The sequence below is a fragment of the Brevibacillus sp. HB1.4B genome, assembly GCF_013284285.1.
In the GTDB taxonomy this organism is placed as follows: Bacteria; Bacillota; Bacilli; order Brevibacillales; family Brevibacillaceae; genus Brevibacillus; species Brevibacillus porteri.
In genome coordinates this window covers 317,602-334,687 of sequence record NZ_JABSUT010000004.1, presented here as the reverse complement: position 1 = coordinate 334,687, position 17,086 = coordinate 317,602, and the positions used below count along the sequence as shown (strand labels likewise).

The window sequence follows — 17,086 nt, the reverse complement described above, 5'->3', positions numbered from 1 at the left end:
TTTCATGAATCCACCTAAGTAGTCACGATGGACGACTCTATTTTTTCTGGTTGAATGATAGGCAAAATTGGTAGCTCCATCAAATTCCGATGCTTGCCTGGCCCGTAGTAATCCTGCTCAGCATGAGCCAGACGGAAACCATAGGCAGACAGCGCGCGAATAGACGATGCGTTTGTTTCACTCACCGTGACCTGCACAGTGCGAAGTGTCGGGAATTGGCGCAGGGCTTGCAGTCTGGCTTCGATTAGCCGTTTGCCAATGCCTTGGCCTTGAAACTCCTTGCTCACATTGCTGAACAGAAGCCAGCCAGTCGTCTGGTACATATCAATTCCGGCGCAGCTAAAACCGATGAGCTGGCCGTTATAGGTCGCCTTGAAAATCAGCTCAGGAAACAGCTCCATATATTTTTTCAGCTCATGCAAGTTCATTCGATCGGGTAATGTCATATCCGCCAACGTAATCATTTCCGCAAAATCATCTCTTACGACGCGCTCAATCTGCACTTCCACCCTACCCGCCTCCTGTACATTCGCTCTTACATTTACACTGTAGCAAACGGGTATAAAGCTGGAATGGATGTCGTGTGAAGGTCGTGTAAAATTACAATTAGCTCATCTCGTAACTTTTCTGAATAAGCTCTTTCGCCCGTGCTAGCTGCTCATCATTCGAAATCGTAATCTCTAGATCACCTGTACCGTAATGACCAATCTGACGCACATCTCTCGTAAACGAAGGCTCCAGTTCAATCGCATCTGGACTGACTTTAACATATATAGTAATACATTTCGTTTGCGGATGAATTTCCACACAAGCAAAGTTCTTAATCCGCTTGAAAGCGATATAGTATTTCAGCGTGTTCATCTGCACATCATCCCCAAGCGCCAGCATAAAGGAACGTAGTGCTTCGAAACGATCCACTAACTCCTCGCTCGCTTGCTCTAAATACTCTGACACGGTCTTATATATGGATGAAGGTTTGATATTGGATGGCTTTTCATGGTCTAGCTCTACGTGAGCTGTTGTCGCATTAACAAGATCCAGCAACAGCAAATCCTCTCCATACCTCTTATACGTGTACAATTCGATATTACGATTAATTTGCTGTACGGCGTGCTCATCGTACTTGGTGAACCCTCCAGCTACACATAGAAGTCTTGGAGCACTCCAATCAATCGCTTGGGCTATATCTCTACCCAGTCGATTCATGACTAGCACCATGAAATCTGCTTGATGATCCATCAACCAATCTAGATAATACAAACCTTGATTGATCACATTTTCATTCGTTGCCCTTTTATATTCTATGATGACTGGCGAATTATTCTCATCAATACCGAGGGTATCGATTCTCCCCCGGTGCTTCTTGCCCGTCGAATACTCAGAAGCGAGAAATCGAATTCCCAATAGTACCTCTAAATTTGCCTCCATTAACGTCTGTAACGACTTTTCAACCGTAACAGTGTAACCGTTCAGTTCCTGTAATCCATTGTCCATTAATCGAAAAAGCTTTATGTCCCCCATCACTAACTACACCTTTCTTATTTATAAAATTATTCTGACTTTCCAATTCGTGAAAACAAGGAACTTCAAGCGTAGATGAGTCCGCTGGATTTCTGTTATCTATACTTACCGTCACCTCTGTCTCTTCACTAAATAAACTGCCTTGGACTAGGAGCGTGCGGTCATTGCTCTACGCTTCAGTTTACGCTTGAAAGACCACTCTAATTGGTATTATTATACAAGATTTCCCGCTAAAATTGGACAATTCACACCTGCTAGAACAGGAGGAGCTGGCTCATCTTGTTGTTTTCCCCCAATATCATCATAAACTTTCAATAATCGTTTATCAGTCATGCATTTAGTACTATCGTATCATGCAACAGCTTCGTAATCGATAGTTACTATCAACTATGACTTTCCTATAGGAATTAGACTTAAACTCAATTTGTCCAAAAAAGAAAAATACCTTGAAAGACTCACGGTCTCACAAGGTACGTATTTCCTTAATTTATCAAACGATCGGAATATAAATAGATATTTTCATCGCCTCAGGAAAGCTCGAACCCCTCACGTCTGTCACTTCAAAATCCGGTCCCTCGCCTCTCTCATAATTCGATTGAGGCAACCATGTTCCGTAAATGTAGCGACGTGTGTTTTGCACGAGGTCGGCATCACCCGTCACTTTGAATTCCGCGTATTTTCCGCCAGGCAAGACGAGTGAAAGAAAGCCTTCAGGCAATTCATCAGGAACACGATGCACAGCCTCCCCGATCACAAAAGAAAAGCTCCCGTCATCTTCAAATTCGCAGGCGATTCCGTACGACATATCTTCTGCCGCTTTATTCGGAATCCGCAAGTAGTCTTGATTACGGCCGAATTCATAATAAAAGCCTGGAATGTCCTTAAACTGTTGCTCATCCTGTAAATTCGTCCGAAACCTGCGCCCAATGATACAAATGTCATCCAATGTCGCGATGGTTGGTTTGTTCATCGTGATCTCTCCTTTGATCGTTTGGCGAAAGGCCAAAAAGTCCATCTTAGCTAGATAAGGAAGCGAGTGATTTTCTTTGCGATACCTTCCAGGTGTAATCCCGAACTGCTTCTCAAAAGCGCGTGTCAGTGCCTCCTGCGACTGGTATTGATAGGCCACAGCAATTTCGAGCACATTGTCACTTGTCTGTTTTAGCGCAAGTGCAGCTTCCGATAGCCTGCGCTTGCGAATGTACGCCTGTACGCTGAAGCCTGAGATTGCCTGAAACAGCCTCTGAAAATGAAACGCAGAGAAATGCGCTTGAGAAGCAATTTCTGTGATGTTCATTTCTTCCTGAAGATGCTCTTCCACATAATCAATCGCGTCCTGAATCCGCTTGTACGTGTCCATCTTTGACTTCCTTCACCTATTTTTTCTTTAGTATGCGGGAGATCACTGGCATTTTTTTGATCAACTGTGCTATCTTTCAAGCTTTACGTCGTCAATCGCTCTACCAAAACGGGTGACAGTTCCTTCTCTTCCTTTTTCCCAACCAGCTGCTGTGTCCAAATCCGCTCATGCAGCATCTCAAATGCGTATTTTCCCATCAACGTACTGGAGCTGGATACAGTGGTGATCTCTAGCAGTTCTCCGATTGGCTGATCATCGCATCCGACTACGGCTAAGTCTTCTGGTACGCTAATCCCCAACCTACTCGCTTCTTTGATAATCCCTGCCGCTATATGATTGCACGATACGATCATTGCTGTCGGCCGCTCTTCTGTTTGCAGCAATTTCCCCACGACATCCTTGCCGTCTTGGATCGTTAAACACTCTTCAAACGACCACTCAGCAGAGGGTGTTACGTCAATCGAACGCAACTTTTCGTAATAGGCACGTTTGCGATGCTGACTGTTAAAGCTGTTTTTTCTGCCGATGCAATACCCGATCCGGCGATGCCCCTTCTTCATCAGATACTCCATCCCGATCAGAAACGTTTGATAGTGGTCGATATGAACACTCGAAACAGAGGTAGTATCATTTGCTTCACACGTGATGATAGGTCCGTATTCTGCATATTCATTGAGCGTTTCGCAAGAGCTGGACCTGGAGCACATGATTAGCCCGTCGATTTTTTTATTTTTGAGCAAGTGTAAGACACTGCGTTCTTGCTCGGGGTTGTTATTTGTTTGGCACACCATCAGCTTGTAATGATGCTGGACTGCTTCTGCTGCAATGCCTTCGATAATGGAGCTGTAGTATTGGTTGTTGACGAGAGGCAATGTCACGCCGATGACCATCGTTTTTCCGGTAGAGAGGTGGACTGCATTACTGTTTTGAACATAATTTTGTTCTTCAATAATCTTGAGAATCTCCGCGCGTTTTTTCTCGTTCACATACGGATGGTTGTTAAGCACACGGGAAACGGTTGAAACGGATACACCTGCCAATTTCGCGATTTCTCTTATGTTAGCCACTCAGATTACTCCTCTAAGTCGGATCAGTAATTATTACATACATCAAAACACATTCCGCTTGCTCTGAAAAGCGTTCCACATATTATGCTCTCCTTATGTAGAATGAAAGGAGTCGTGTTTTGTGATTCGCTTAAAATTTGAATATCTCTTGTTTATCGTAGGCTTATTGATATTGGCGCTCGGGATCAACATGATGACGACCATTACATCCTTTGGTCTTAGCCCGTATGATTCTCTGTTTATTGCCCTGTATCAAAACTTCGGGGTATCGATTGGCTTCTGGATGTTTGCCATTAACCTGACCTTTGTCATCATCGTCCTTTTCATGGATCGCAGTTACATTACTTTCGGTGCCATTTTGGTCATGGTGCTAATCTCCCTCTTTGTCGATATGATCGGGTCCATCGATGCGCTTATGGCTGCTATCCGTACATTGCCGCCGCTTCTGACCATGGCACTCGGAAACATTTGCATCGGTAGTGGTATCGGGTTGTATGTGTGTACGCAAGTGTGCACAGCTCCCCAAGAGGCATTTGTACTGGTGATGTCGAAAAGATTAAAGTGGACATTCAGACGGACAGAAATTTTGCTAGCGTGCATGTTTCTTAGTGCAAGCTTCCTGCTAGATGGCCCGATTTATTACGGAACAGTCGTGCTGTCGTTTACGACTGGCTACATTATTCAAGCAGCAATTAACGTCGGGAATAAGATGCTCCGTCTCGTCAATCAAACGAAGGGGGCGGAGGCATAATAGGAGGAAAGCCTTGAGAAATTTTCGACCAAAAGTTGTGTGTTCCCTTGCAGTGAGCCTGTTTCTATTGCTTGTCGGTTGCTCCTCTTCTACTGGTCTCGTAAAAGCTAGCGGAGAAGTTTTTGCCCAGAGCGAAATTCACAGACTGACCCAAGATCCTGAAAACGTGACGCATTACCGGCCGATGCGTATTCAGGAAATGACACCGCAATTGCCTTCGTCTCTCCAAAGCAGAATCAAGCTCATGGATAAAACGAAGCTGCCTTTTCCTGTCGAAAAAGAGATGGCCTATCTCGTCTCATTCTCTTCAGGCCCCGAAAAAGAAACGCGACACCAACTACAGCTGACATACGCGCAGGATAACGAAGCTCCTATTACGGAAAACTTCTTCATCGTACGTATGACAGAGACAGATGAAAATCCCTTGGCCCATGTAAAGCCATCTGCTTCTGGACTGGATTCGTTTGGGAACGTCATGCGCGTTGAGCCACTGACCGACGATATCACTTTCTATCATCATATCATCACAACGAACAGCTCTTATGTGTATAACTTTTACAAGTACGATGATGAAAATCAGGCAGTAAATCTAATCGTCACAAACGCCCATGAGATGGAGTTCTATGATCAAGGAATCTTGTATCATCTCGCGTACCACACCGGAAGCACTCAACTGGACCCTACCCTTCATGATCAGATGGTAGCGCTGGCGAAGGATTTCATTTCTGTCCGTTCCTAAATGAAAAAGAAGGATTCCCCTGTAGGTCATACGACTGCGAGGTGGAATCCTTTTTCTATCTCTTGACCTTCACGTGGCGTGAAGCTTTACGATATTTTCCAGTACGATCAAGGAACTGGAGGGTGAACAATGCCAAACCACGAACAAATTTATAAAAATCAAGCAGAACAGTACGATCTGATGATTTCTAGACAACCACGTCTGCTCGCTGTCATCGAAGAAATCACTCCCATCAAAGGACAGGACGTGATCGATCTGGGAGCTGGCTCAGGAAGACTTACGTCTGTGCTCGCTCCTCATGCCAAGTCCATTCTGGCTCTCGATGCTTCCGCTGCCATGCTAGAAGTGAATGCGCAACAACTGACGCAAGCCAGTCTTACCAATTGGAAAACCAACGTAGCGGATCATCGAGAACTTCCCGTAGACGATAATAGTGCGGATGTCCTCGTAGCAGGGTGGACGGTTTGTTACCTCACCAGTTCTGAAGTTCCCAACAACGAGCTCCATCTTGAAAAGATCATTCAGGAGATGAAACGCGTGCTTCGTCCTGGTGGCACGATCATCATCATGGAGACGATGGGGACTGGATATGAGACACCTCACCCACCCCACTTTCTTACACAGTACTATTCCTTGTTGGAAACCAAATACGGCTTCTCTCACAAATGGATTCGCTTGGACTATCAGTTTAAAGACATAGCGGAAGCAGAACGGCTTTCACGGTTTTTCTTTGGAGATGAGCTTGCGGACAGAGTCGCTCGGGAAAAGCTGGTGACATTGCCGGAATGTGCAGGGGTATGGTGGCTGACTGTATGAATACAAAAAAGACGACCCCTGACCGTTCAGAAGTCGTCCGCTTGTTATTTCCACGTGTCTCTTATTTTTTCACAGAAGGCATGACACCCTCTGGAATCGGGCACACATACGTTTGACCGCCCAGACGCTGTTTCAGCTCGGCTTTTGCCTGTTCAATCAGCTCCGGATGATTTAGCATGTCAATGGCTGTAGAAGCCATGACTTTCCCCGCATGCAGCATCCCTTTATGTGCCATGGATGTCGCCCCGAGAGACACCCATTGCCAAGAGTGCAGCGTGGAGCCATTTATATAACACGCAGTCGTACATTGCGCGGTCGGCGCAATCCAGCTCACATCCCCTACATCGGTGGAGCCGTTCAGCGGGATTTTTGATCCGTCGAATGGATGGAGCCATGTCACCATGTCTGGAGCAGGCATGTCCGGTGACTGTTTTTCCGAAGTAGCGAGCTCCTGCTTGGACAGCGTCGCACGCATTTCTTTTGCCAATTGCAGTTCTGCTTCGTCATGCACAGGGACGCCCAGCTCCTGGAAGTTTCTGTACATGACCTCTTCGAGCAGCTTGTTTTGTACGAGGTTCGAGCACGCTTTGTCGAATACGATCTCTACCTCGGTTTCGGTCATGAGCGCAGCGCCTTGCGCAATTTTGCATACGCGCTCGTAAATCTCCTGTACTTGATCAACCTTTGGCGCACGCACGAGATAGAGCACCTCTGCCTTTGGTTGAACCACATTTGGCGACAAGCCGCCGGAGTTCGTGATGGCATAGTGCACACGTGCTTCCGGGATAATGTGCTCACGCAAGTAGTTCACGCCGACGTTCATCAATTCCACTGCATCCAGTGCGCTTCGACCGAGATGTGGACTTGCTGCCGCATGGGCACTCTTTCCTTTGAACTTGAAGTAAATTTGATAGTTCGCGAGTGAATCGATGGACATGATGCTGTTATAGCCCATTGGGTGCCAGCAAAGTGCGAAGTCCACGTCGTCAAACAGTCCTGCTCGCGCCATGAACGCTTTCCCTGAACCGCCTTCTTCCCCTGGGCAGCCGTAGTAACGAACAGTCCCTGTCATGTTGTTCTCTTCCATGTACGCTTTCACTGCAACGGCTGCCGCAAGAGAAGCGGTACCGAGCAAGTTGTGTCCGCAGCCATGGCCGTTTGCGCCTGCTACGAGAGGCTCTTCTGTGGTTTGTCCTTTTTTCTGGCTCATGCCCGACAGAGCATCGAACTCTCCCAGAATCGCCACGATAGGATTGCCGCTGCCAAAACTTCCAATGAAAGCCGTTTTGATTCCGCCTACTCCACGCTCAACCTTAAAGCCTTCTCCTTCGAGTGTTTGAGCCAGCAGTGCAGCAGATTGGTACTCTTCAAAACGCGTCTCCGCGAAATCCCAAATCTGGTCGCTCACCTTGATAAAGGCATCTCGTTTTTTCTCAATCATTTCTGCAATTCGTTTGGTATGCATTCGCAAACATCCTCTCTGCCCTCGTTGTCCACGTGCTTTTCCGCTCAGGTAGGAACGTTTTTTACGTCAGCAATCGTCTTGCAATTCGGTTCAAAAGCGCTACGCTGCGTGGCAAAATCTCTTCTTGTATATCGAACTTCGGATGGTGGTGGGGCGCTGGGATATCCGTACCGATTGCCATGTACGTTCCTTTTCCGCCACGATCCTGAACGCGTTTAATCATAAAGCTGGCATCTTCACTGCCCATTGAGTTGTAATCGCCGTGCTTAAAGGAATGGAAGCCTTCTACCTGCTTGGCTTCTTCCAGTGCCAGCTCTGCCATCTCCACATCGTAATTGATCGGGATTGCTCCCCCGACGACTTCGATTTTGTAGTCGAGCTCATGCATAGCTGCACTGTGCGCGATGATGTTGCGTACGCGGTTTTCTACTTCTGCATTTACTTCTTCCGTAATGGAGCGAGTCTCCACAACCATCTTGGCATAAGCCGGAATGATATTCGCTGCTGTTCCGCCTTCTAGCACACCCACATTGATTCTCGTATCACCAGTGCTGAAGCGAGGAATCGCATGAATGTTCAACAGGGCGGTAGCCGCTCCGAGCAATGCATTTTTCCCTTGTTCTGGCGACGCACCAGCATGAGAAGAAACACCGTAGAAATGCGCCATCATTTTCGTAGTAGCCAAAAATCCATAGGAACCGCCGTGTACCTCACCCAGCGGCACATTGACACCCAAATGGTTGCAGAAAATATAGTCAACATCGTCCAAATGGCCTTTTTCCACGATCGCGTATGCACCGCGAACACCTTCTTCGGCTGGTTGGAAGATCAGTTTGAGCGTACCGGAAAAATCTCCTGCTGCAAGCACTTCTGCCAATCCCAAGCCAATCGTGGTATGGCCGTCGTGAGCGCAGGCATGCATGTTGCCTTCATAATGGGAGCGGAAGCCATTCGCTTGTGGAAAATGGTCTTGCTCCGTACTTTCCAATACAGGCAGTGCATCCATGTCAAAACGAAAAGCAACCGTTGGTCCAGGTGCCTTCCCTTTCTTCACACCGATCACTGCTGTATAGCCACCGCGCATTTTTTCAACGATCGCCGGGTTTGCACCGTCACGCAAAGCTCTTTCATACGCTGCCTCAAGAGCCGCCTCAGAAGGCAAGCCCCGACGGGAATCTCCATCGATTGCTTCTTGTCCGTATATGACCTCATAGCCGAGGGACGTCAAAATCTCTACTACCTTGGAAGCGGTACGGAACTCCGTAAAACCCACCTCTGGATGTCTATGAAAATCTCTTCGCAACGAAACCAGATCCAACATCGTTCAATTCCTCCTGTTAACTCTGGAGCATGTCTTTTTCCACGCCCAGGTCCGATAGGCAAACTCTAGAAATATGAGAAGACTGGCAAATGTAAACCCTTACAATATACGAATATTAAAAGACATTTTCGTTTAATTGAATTATATAGTTGCCTCTCTGTTTTTTCAATAGAAGTTGTTAGACTTCTTGAAAAATAGCGAACCTTTTCCTGCTGTTGGGGTGGGGAGGAAACAGGAGAAAACGCTCAGCTTCTAGGGCCACCCCCTGGGGGATTGACTGCACGACTCCATACAAAAAGCGAAACCGCGTCCAAAGTGGTCCACTCAGGATGTGTCTCAGAGGTGGACGCTTAAGAGCGTGTTTCGCTTTTTGTATGGAGTCTCGGTCGGTGTCCCTAAGATCTTCGCTTATTTCTCCTGTTTCCTCTACGAGCTTTCAGTGTGAATCCGATTTTTAAAAGCCCTAAAAGATTGAAGAATGTCAGCAGTTACGACAGAGAAGAATATTTCTAGACGTAGCGACTTGTGGAGTCCTACCGAGCGGAGAAGGGATTTGCGGGCAAAAGAAACGCAACGTGCCCATACTACGAAGCGGCTACCACTTTTGCGTTTCCCCGCAAATCCCTTCGGAGTGGACAGTCCAGCCTCCCCGAGGGACGGAGCCTGGAGCCTAGACTGGAAATATTCTTCTCTTCACCGCAGCCCCATGATATAAAAAAACACCCGAACATCACGTCGGGTGCCCTCATTTTTTAAGCTGATAAAGCTTCTTCGGTCGTCCACGTACAGCCTGCTGCTCTTCCCCGCTGAACTCGGCCAAATTCACTTCGCACAAGCTGCCCATGATTCGCTGTGCATTCCGTACTGTCATCGACAAATGCGAAGCGATATCCGTCGTCGAAAACGAATTCCAGCCCATACGCTGAACCAACGCACGCAGCTTATGATACGATTTGACACTTACATTGGCTCGGTTCAGCTTTTCCAACAGCTCCCGATCACTGGAGCGGAACGAATAGGCGAGCTCCTCTGTTTCTCCCACCGATTCCATCATGACACCATTATCCTGTACGACGACAATGCCCGCCCCTGGTCGTTCTTTTGCGTGTTGGATTGCTTTTCGCGCATTGTTTTCCGCAGAAAACGCTGTATCTCCAAAGCCCACACCTACTGCAACCGGAACCTCTGCCTCCAAAGAGAGCTGTTCCACTGTAAGTCGTAGCATTTCAATCTCTCGTTGAATCGCACCACGCGAGCTGAAAATCTGGTAGCGTCCGTTGCCATTTGCCAGCAGAGAGCCATCCAGCCTATCGCAGAGCGCAAGCAGAATTTGTCTGATCTTCAGCTCCAGATGCTGCAAGTAAAAGCGCGTGCTAGTCCGCTCGGGAATCTTGTCAAATTGCTCCAGCTCAATGATCTCTACCCCAATTTGTGTATCCTTGAAATAGGAGCTTTTCACCTTTTCAATGACGATTTTCATTGCCTGACGAATCTCCATTTTTGTCATCAGGACACGATAGACAGGAATGCCTTCCTCGCGCAGCGCATGTTCAACCACAGAAAATGTGGTGAACGCTCCTTGTGTCTTGCCTTCACGCCAGAGCGATACATGAAACTGCGTGATCGCATCCAAGTTAAAATTCTCGTCATACATACTGACATAAATCTCCTCGTCAGGTATGTCCAGCTCCGACATCGCCTCGCTCAAATGCAATCCTTCCGAATCAATCATATCAATGGAGACACGGTTTACCGCAGTCTTTTGATCAATCGACATCTGGATGAAGCAACGATACAGATTCGAACCGTTCGGTGGGCAATACACGAGATTGGCATCCGGGCTGAGCACGTTTTTAGCGATGGTAAACGGAATCGGTCCAGAGAAAAACCATCCGTTTAAATCTGCATGATGCTCCAGAACGATTTTACTCACATCCCGTACGTCTTCATAACGAAAAGGAACAAATTCGATCTCATGCTCAAACTCATTGGCAACCGCCAGTATCCGCTCCACCGAAGGAAACGGTCCTACAACACCGATTCTATACATAAGGGCGTTTTCTCCTACCTGGTCATGATCGACACCTTTTCCTCATTCATATCATGTGCCGTTCTCTTTGTCTACTGGATGCCAAGCATGCTGTACTACGCTTGCTCCATGATTTGCATAACCATTTGTTCGAGTGAAGCAGTGGGCTTGCCAATGATTCTCTCCAAATCCGTTGTCGTGCTGCTCGCATCAATTTGCATCAAGAAGCGATACAGCCAACTTTCTGCAACAGGGTCCTCCCGATGCCTGATAGATTTGCCTGTCTGTGCCGTCAACACTTCAGCTAACTCTGCGAAATTCCAAGCTCGGGAAGCCGTAAGCTCGTAAGTCTGATTTTCGTGCCCCTCTGTGCTGATGACAGTGGCAGCAGCCAATGAAAGATCCTCGCGTGTCACTGTATGAAAGCTCCACTTGCCAGGGTATGTAAGGAGCTCTCCTGTTTCGATTGCCTGCTGAATACCAAATGCCGCAATCACATCACTGTAAAGTCCATTCCGCAGAAACGTATACGGTATCCCTGTCGTGCGAATGGCGTGTTCCGTTGCCATATGGAGATGCGTGAGCGAGATATTTGCTTTTTCCAAAAAGGCAAAGCTGGTATACACCACGTGAGTGATATTTGCTTTTTTCGCCGCTTCTATGACATGACTATGCTGTCGTACACGAACGGTATCATCAGTGTGTGGGCTGGAAATAAACAAAAGCTTCGTGCCGTCCGCAAAAGAGCGCTCCAGAGACAGAGGGTCATCATAATCCGCCTGTCTTATCTCAATTCCCAACTCTCTTAGCCGTGTCGCTTTGTCCAGTCGGCGCACACAGGCAATGAGGCGTTCTCTTTCCACCCTTTTCAAAAGCTGTTTGATAATCAAGCTCCCTAGCTTGCCCGTTGCTCCTGTAATGAGAATGGCCATGCTTTTGCTTTTCCCCCCTTTTCCCCTGTGGCTCAAAGTTCATCTCACACTTTGCCTTATTTTCTCTAATAAAAAAATCAGTTGATGCAGCTCCTGCTCCTCCAGTCGTCTTAGCCCCTCTGCAATTATCTGGCGATTCCCGGGAAGGTGCTCGAAAAGAAGCTGTTTACCTGCTTCCGTCAGTGAGATTACGGATTTTCTGCCGTCTTTGGGATGGGGAGCCCGGTGTATCAGACCGTCTGTTTCCAGTGGTGCAAGCAAAAGACTAATGTTGGCCTTCGTCACTCCAATGCACGCTGCCAAGCGTGAAGGCAGGATACTGTCACCATGCTTCGCGATCTCTACCAATAGTCGGATTCTTGCACCGTTCATGCCTTTTGCATGCCAATATTTTTCTGAGAGTCCCACCAAATCTGTGGTGGCATCTACCAAGGAAAAGAATGCTTTTGTCCGTAAAGGGGGCTGGTTTACATACGTTTCGAGATCATCTGCCATGCTCTTCCCCCCTTATTTAGTTAAGTGCTTAACAACTTGAAATGTAATCCATCTGTATTTTTTTGTCAATGGGCAAAGCGCTAAAATCGGGTTTGAATCGCTTTTTATCGTAATTAAAAAGAACTGATGGTTATATACACCTTATCCATCAGTTCTTTCTCTATGAAAACTTCTCCATTATTAAGTTGAGTTCGAAGATTTATGTTTTATACGACTAGTAACGATTCAAGTTTTTAATGTACTTGCCATTAGCCACTTGTCCCTCGTAAATCCATCCTGGTGGAACAGGTGAATATTTACTTACTAATAATCTGGTTCCATAAGGAGCTCCAACGACATTCATGATCGTTTTGCTATCATAATTTTCTCGCGATACAACCCATCCAGTTGGAATAGGGGAGAACTTGGTCACATTGAACTCCGTACGATAAGTTGCTCCTGTTGTATATTTTATCACCCTACCAGCCAATTCATCTCGTAAAACTACCCACCCTTGTGGAACGGGAGAATATTTGCTAACTCGTAATTCCTCACCATAGGGAGCACCTGCTGTATTTTTAATTAGCTTTGAACCTAGGTCTTCACGAATGACGACCCACCCCGGTGGAACAGGAGAAGATTTTTTAATCCATTCCTCATCTGAACTCCATCTGGCAGCAGCTAATGATTGTTCTTTCTGCCTACCAACACTAGTGGCTTGAATCGGAGACGTTAGCACTGCAGAAAATACGGCTACACTTAATGCTGAAAAAACCATTTTCTTGAACATCGTGATTCCCACCTCTCCTATCATTAACATCTACCAAAATATACCATATTTTTAAAAGTGAGTAAATTTCCAAGAAAAATCAATTAATTTCATACCACTGTTCCTATCTATCCATGACCTAAGTAAATATTTTTTATCGAGAAACTAAAAAAATTCCTTTGCTATCGAAAACGCAAGCAAATATTCTGAATATACGTTTTCTATTATTTTTAAGGGGGTATTTATGAAAAAGGGACTGGCAATTGCAACCTGTCTTACCTTGCTTTTCGGGGTACTAGCGGGGTGCTCGAATTCTTCCGCACCTGCTGAACCCACTGGCTCCACTACACCTGCAGAAGCGACAAAAACAGAGCCGATGGTGTTAAAATGGAGCATCAACAGCGAACCGCCTTCGATGGACCCTGGGATCGCCGTCGACGCGGATTCGTTTGACATGATTTACGCTGCCTTTGAAGGTTTGACCAGCTATGATCTGAATGGACAGCTCGTCAATGCTACGGCTGAGAGCTTCACCAACTCGCCGGATTATATGAACTACACCTTCAAAATTCGCAAAGACGCCAAATGGAGCAACGGAGATCCTGTCACCGCCCATGATTTCGTCTATGCGATCAAGCGCAACCTCGATCCGAAAACAGCGTCCGAGTACGCCTATCAGCTTTACTACATTAAAGGAGGAGAGGAGTACAATACAGGGAAAGGCAAAGCAGAGGATGTAGGAGTAAAGGCTGTAGACGACTACACCGTCGAGTTCAACCTGAAGTCACCGACTCCCTTTTTCCGTGAGCTAACCTTCTTCCCGACCCTCTTCCCGTTGCATCAAAAAACGCTGGAAGGAAACCCGAAATGGGCGAATGAAGCGAAAACAATCGTGGGAAATGGTCCATTCATTATGGACAAGTGGGAGCACAAAAGCAGAATCGTCTTTACGAAAAACCCGAACTACTGGGATAAAGATAACGTCAAGCTCGAGCGGATTGAAATCGCTATGATCGAGGACAACAATACAGCGTTCTCGATGTTCGAAAATGGCGACATCGACTGGGGCGGCTATCCTGCCTCAACACTTCCGACTGACGCAATCCCTACACTCAAAGATGCGGGCAAGCTGATGGTCGCGGATAATCCGGGCACACAATCCGTTGTTTTTAATACAAACAAACCACCGTTCAACAACAAAAAAATTCGCCAAGCCTTCGCTTATGCCATCAACCGTCAGGAAATCATCGATAATATTTTGCAGACGGGTGTTCCAGCCGCCTACGGTTGGGTACCGACTTCCATGGGATTAAAACCAGACGGCTACTTTAAAGAAGACCAGGCAAAAGCCAAAGCATTGCTGGAAGAAGGTATGAAGGAGCTCGGACTCTCGACCTTCCCGACTATTACCTACACCTTTGACTCGAATGATACCAACAAAAAGCTGGCAGAAGCCCTGCAAGATCAGTGGAAAAAAGCACTCGGTGTTGACGTGAAGCTGTACACGGCGGAGCTGAAGGTGTACCGCGACATGAGATCGCAAGCGAACTTTGACATGATCCGTTTCCAATGGGGCGCAGACTTCAACGACCCGATCAACTTCCTGGAGATGTTCCGTGACAAAACGGGCGGAAACAACCACCCGGATTGGGAAAATGCCAAGTTCAAAGAGCTGATCGACAAGAGCTACAACGAGCCTGATCTCGACCAGCGCAAAAAAATCCTGCTAGAAGCGGAAACGATTTTGATGGAGGAAATGCCGCTGGCTCCGATTAACTTCCGTGGAAGCCCTTATGTGAAAAACGACAAGGTGAAAGATTTCATCATCTTCCCGCTGGGAGGCGCGTACTTCAAGTACACCTCGGTTAATCCGTAGGGAAGAAAACCTCATCTTGTGCGAACATAGTCGTGGGGAAGAGAAAAACGGGCTCCCTTCGTTGGTGGCACGCCAGCGAGGAAGCGGAGATGTCCGTCTCCACTCCAAAAAGCGGTACGTCGACCAAAAGCCACCCGATGGGCGGGGGCTTCTCAGCGAAGAGGTTGGTCGACAAGCGTGTACCGCTTTTTTCCGTTCCGACTGGGTAGGCACGCCAAGGCCTCCGGTCGCTCCTTTTTTCTCTTCCTCTCCGTAGCGTTTTGGATTCACGAGTTTCATGAAACCATAAAACCCAAACAAAACAGGCTGTACCTGTCACAATAGACGGTACAGCCTGTTTCATTACATTTACACAGTCAGCGTTTTTTGGTCGTTTCCGTGGTAAGCATTGGTATCCAGCTCTTTTGTCACTCGACTCGTCAAGAGTCCGGACGTCATGCTTCCGCTTACGTTGAGCGCTGTGCGGCCCATGTCAATCAACGGCTCAACGGAAATGAGCAGACCGACAATTGCAATCGGCAAATTCATCGTGGACAAAACGAGCAGTGCTGCAAAGGTCGCTCCGCCCCCAACACCTGCAACCCCGAAGGAGCTGAGTGCCACTACTGCGATCAGCGTCAAGATGAACGATGGTGTCAGTGGATCAATTCCTGCGACTGGTGCTACCATGATGGCCAGCATGGCCGGATACGTCCCTGCGCAGCCGTTTTGTCCGATAGAGAGTCCAAAGGAGCCTGCGAAGTTGGCAATACCCTCAGGAACACCCATGCTTTGCTGCGTTTTTACATTCAGCGGCAACGCGCCCGCGCTGGTACGCGAAGTGAAGGCAAACGTCAGGACAGGGAATGCTTTTTTCACATAGGTGATTGGATTCAATCCTGCAAACGTCAACAGCAACAGATGGATGATAAACATGATGATCATCGCCACATACGAAGCGACAACGAACTTGCCCAGCTGCCAGATGGCATTGTAATCGCTGGTAGCTGCTACTCTGATCATGATTGCCAGTACACCATATGGCGTCAGGCGCAAGATCAAAGTCACGACACGCATAATAATCGTATGGAATGCATCCACAATTTTCGCGAATAATTCAGCTTGCTCCGGATTTTTGCGTTTTACCCCTAAATAGGCAACCCCGATAATCGCAGAGAAAATCACGACCGCAATCGTAGAAGTCGCCCGATCTCCAGTCAGATCAAGGAAAGGATTCGCAGGAAGCAGTTCCAGAATTTTGGCTGGCATGCTCAAGTTCTGGATATCACCCAAGCGCTGCTCCACCTGTTCAATCCGAGCCGCTTCCGCATCCCCTTGCTGGAATTGTGCCCCGTCGAGATTAAATGCCAAGGTAGTCGAAATCCCGATCGCTGCCGCGACAGCAGTCGTTCCTACCAAAAGTCCGATAATCAGCGTACTGATTTTTCCAATGTTATTGGTTAATTTCATTTTGGTGAAAGCCGATAAAATAGAGATGAATACCAGTGGCATTACGATCATTTGAAGCAGCTTCACATAGCCTTTACCTACAATGTTGTACCATTCGATGGTGGATTTAAGTACGTCCGATTTGGCTCCGTATACGTATTGCAAAATGAGTCCAAATAAAATCCCGAGTCCGAGACCAACAAATACCCGCTTGGAAAAAGAAATATGCTTCTTTTGCATGGCATACAATCCAGCAATGAATAAGAGCAACAAAACAATGTTTACGATGATCAGTAACGTCGACATATATTCCCCTCCCTTTCGTTTTATGTACCTCTCATTATTGTATTCGGTATAAATATAGTTATATTACCAACAATCCCTACTGGTCAAGTATGAATTGTTTTTGTATTATTCCAAACTGTCTTACATAACGTCTTAAAAACCTTGTCCAACTGTAGTGGTGGGGAGGAAACAGGAGAAAACGCTCAGCTTCTTGTCCCACCCGCTGTGGGATTGACTGCCCGACTCCATGCAA

Annotated in this window: 16 protein-coding genes; 5 read left to right on the top strand and 11 right to left on the bottom strand. The window is 47.0% G+C overall.

The annotated features are described in order from the left end of the window. Positions 1–14 precede the first annotated feature (14 nt). The 4 genes from HP398_RS12165 to HP398_RS12150 form a co-directional block, all read right to left on the bottom strand. Positions 15–509 (bottom strand): GNAT family N-acetyltransferase, encoded by a 495-nt coding sequence (locus HP398_RS12165; RefSeq protein ID WP_035291419.1) that lies wholly within the window; start codon positions 507–509, stop codon positions 15–17. Between the two features lie 97 nt (positions 510–606). Next, positions 607–1,521 carry a DUF5655 domain-containing protein gene (locus tag HP398_RS12160; protein ID WP_173622704.1) on the bottom strand — a complete coding sequence of 305 codons (915 nt, stop codon included), beginning with the start codon at positions 1,519–1,521 and terminating at the stop codon, positions 607–609. A 490-nt stretch (positions 1,522–2,011) separates the two neighbouring features. Continuing rightward, entirely contained in the window at positions 2,012–2,881 is an 870-nt protein-coding gene (locus tag HP398_RS12155) for an AraC family transcriptional regulator (protein ID WP_173622703.1), read from the bottom strand. An 83-nt stretch (positions 2,882–2,964) separates the two neighbouring features. After that, positions 2,965–3,948 carry a LacI family DNA-binding transcriptional regulator gene (locus tag HP398_RS12150; protein ID WP_173622702.1) on the bottom strand — a complete coding sequence of 328 codons (984 nt, stop codon included), beginning with the start codon at positions 3,946–3,948 and terminating at the stop codon, positions 2,965–2,967. Between the two features lie 121 nt (positions 3,949–4,069). Between HP398_RS12150 and HP398_RS12145 the strand changes: the two genes are divergently transcribed. The 3 genes from HP398_RS12145 (at position 4,070) to HP398_RS12135 (ending at position 6,254) form a co-directional block, all read left to right on the top strand. Then, positions 4,070–4,699, top strand: a complete 630-nt coding sequence (locus tag HP398_RS12145) for a YczE/YyaS/YitT family protein (RefSeq protein WP_017249950.1) — start codon at positions 4,070–4,072, stop codon at positions 4,697–4,699. A gap of 13 nt (positions 4,700–4,712) precedes the next feature. Then, on the top strand, positions 4,713–5,438 hold the full coding sequence (locus tag HP398_RS12140; protein WP_173622701.1) for a hypothetical protein: 726 nt from the start codon (positions 4,713–4,715) through the stop codon (positions 5,436–5,438). Between the two features lie 129 nt (positions 5,439–5,567). Then, positions 5,568–6,254 (top strand): class I SAM-dependent methyltransferase, encoded by a 687-nt coding sequence (locus HP398_RS12135; RefSeq protein WP_173622700.1) that lies wholly within the window; start codon positions 5,568–5,570, stop codon positions 6,252–6,254. A gap of 61 nt (positions 6,255–6,315) precedes the next feature. Here HP398_RS12135 and HP398_RS12130 read toward each other — a convergent pair whose 3' ends face one another. The 6 genes from HP398_RS12130 to HP398_RS12105 form a co-directional block, all read right to left on the bottom strand. Then, positions 6,316–7,719 carry a M20 family metallopeptidase gene (locus HP398_RS12130; protein WP_173622699.1) on the bottom strand — a complete coding sequence of 468 codons (1,404 nt, stop codon included), beginning with the start codon at positions 7,717–7,719 and terminating at the stop codon, positions 6,316–6,318. Between the two features lie 61 nt (positions 7,720–7,780). After that, positions 7,781–9,040, bottom strand: a complete 1,260-nt coding sequence (locus HP398_RS12125) for an amidohydrolase (RefSeq protein ID WP_017249946.1) — start codon at positions 9,038–9,040, stop codon at positions 7,781–7,783. Between the two features lie 745 nt (positions 9,041–9,785). Further along, complete coding sequence (locus tag HP398_RS12120) at positions 9,786–11,090, bottom strand: hypothetical protein (RefSeq protein WP_173622698.1); 1,305 nt, start codon at positions 11,088–11,090, stop codon at positions 9,786–9,788. A 95-nt stretch (positions 11,091–11,185) separates the two neighbouring features. Beyond that, positions 11,186–12,001 (bottom strand): SDR family oxidoreductase, encoded by an 816-nt coding sequence (locus tag HP398_RS12115; RefSeq protein WP_173622697.1) that lies wholly within the window; start codon positions 11,999–12,001, stop codon positions 11,186–11,188. A gap of 39 nt (positions 12,002–12,040) precedes the next feature. Continuing rightward, entirely contained in the window at positions 12,041–12,496 is a 456-nt protein-coding gene (locus HP398_RS12110; RefSeq protein WP_173622696.1) for a MarR family winged helix-turn-helix transcriptional regulator, read from the bottom strand. A gap of 214 nt (positions 12,497–12,710) precedes the next feature. Further along, on the bottom strand, positions 12,711–13,265 hold the full coding sequence (locus tag HP398_RS12105) for a hypothetical protein (protein ID WP_017249942.1): 555 nt from the start codon (positions 13,263–13,265) through the stop codon (positions 12,711–12,713). Between the two features lie 223 nt (positions 13,266–13,488). Between HP398_RS12105 and HP398_RS12100 the strand changes: the two genes are divergently transcribed. After that, on the top strand, positions 13,489–15,120 hold the full coding sequence (locus tag HP398_RS12100) for a peptide ABC transporter substrate-binding protein (RefSeq protein WP_173622695.1): 1,632 nt from the start codon (positions 13,489–13,491) through the stop codon (positions 15,118–15,120). Positions 15,121–15,152: 32 nt separating this feature from the next. Further along, on the top strand, positions 15,153–15,329 hold the full coding sequence (locus HP398_RS12095; protein ID WP_254476054.1) for a hypothetical protein: 177 nt from the start codon (positions 15,153–15,155) through the stop codon (positions 15,327–15,329). Between the two features lie 139 nt (positions 15,330–15,468). Here the strand turns inward: HP398_RS12095 and HP398_RS12090 are convergent, their stop codons facing one another. Next, complete coding sequence (locus HP398_RS12090; protein ID WP_017249940.1) at positions 15,469–16,854, bottom strand: L-cystine transporter; 1,386 nt, start codon at positions 16,852–16,854, stop codon at positions 15,469–15,471. Positions 16,855–17,086 lie beyond the last annotated feature (232 nt).

What these genes read in the sequence shown, in the direction of transcription:
- HP398_RS12160 (WP_173622704.1), bottom strand. Translation starts at nt 1,521, where the DNA reads ATGGGGGACATAAAGCTTTTTCGATTAATGGACAATGGATTACAGGAA.
- HP398_RS12155 (WP_173622703.1), bottom strand. Translation starts at nt 2,881, where the DNA reads ATGGACACGTACAAGCGGATTCAGGACGCGATTGATTATGTGGAAGAG.
- HP398_RS12135 (WP_173622700.1), top strand. Translation starts at nt 5,568, where the DNA reads ATGCCAAACCACGAACAAATTTATAAAAATCAAGCAGAACAGTACGAT.
- HP398_RS12130 (WP_173622699.1), bottom strand. Translation starts at nt 7,719, where the DNA reads ATGCATACCAAACGAATTGCAGAAATGATTGAGAAAAAACGAGATGCC.
- HP398_RS12125 (WP_017249946.1), bottom strand. Translation starts at nt 9,040, where the DNA reads ATGTTGGATCTGGTTTCGTTGCGAAGAGATTTTCATAGACATCCAGAG.
- HP398_RS12120 (WP_173622698.1), bottom strand. Translation starts at nt 11,090, where the DNA reads ATGTATAGAATCGGTGTTGTAGGACCGTTTCCTTCGGTGGAGCGGATA.
- HP398_RS12115 (WP_173622697.1), bottom strand. Translation starts at nt 12,001, where the DNA reads ATGGCCATTCTCATTACAGGAGCAACGGGCAAGCTAGGGAGCTTGATT.
- HP398_RS12110 (WP_173622696.1), bottom strand. Translation starts at nt 12,496, where the DNA reads ATGGCAGATGATCTCGAAACGTATGTAAACCAGCCCCCTTTACGGACA.
- HP398_RS12105 (WP_017249942.1), bottom strand. Translation starts at nt 13,265, where the DNA reads ATGTTCAAGAAAATGGTTTTTTCAGCATTAAGTGTAGCCGTATTTTCT.
- HP398_RS12100 (WP_173622695.1), top strand. Translation starts at nt 13,489, where the DNA reads ATGAAAAAGGGACTGGCAATTGCAACCTGTCTTACCTTGCTTTTCGGG.
- HP398_RS12090 (WP_017249940.1), bottom strand. Translation starts at nt 16,854, where the DNA reads ATGTCGACGTTACTGATCATCGTAAACATTGTTTTGTTGCTCTTATTC.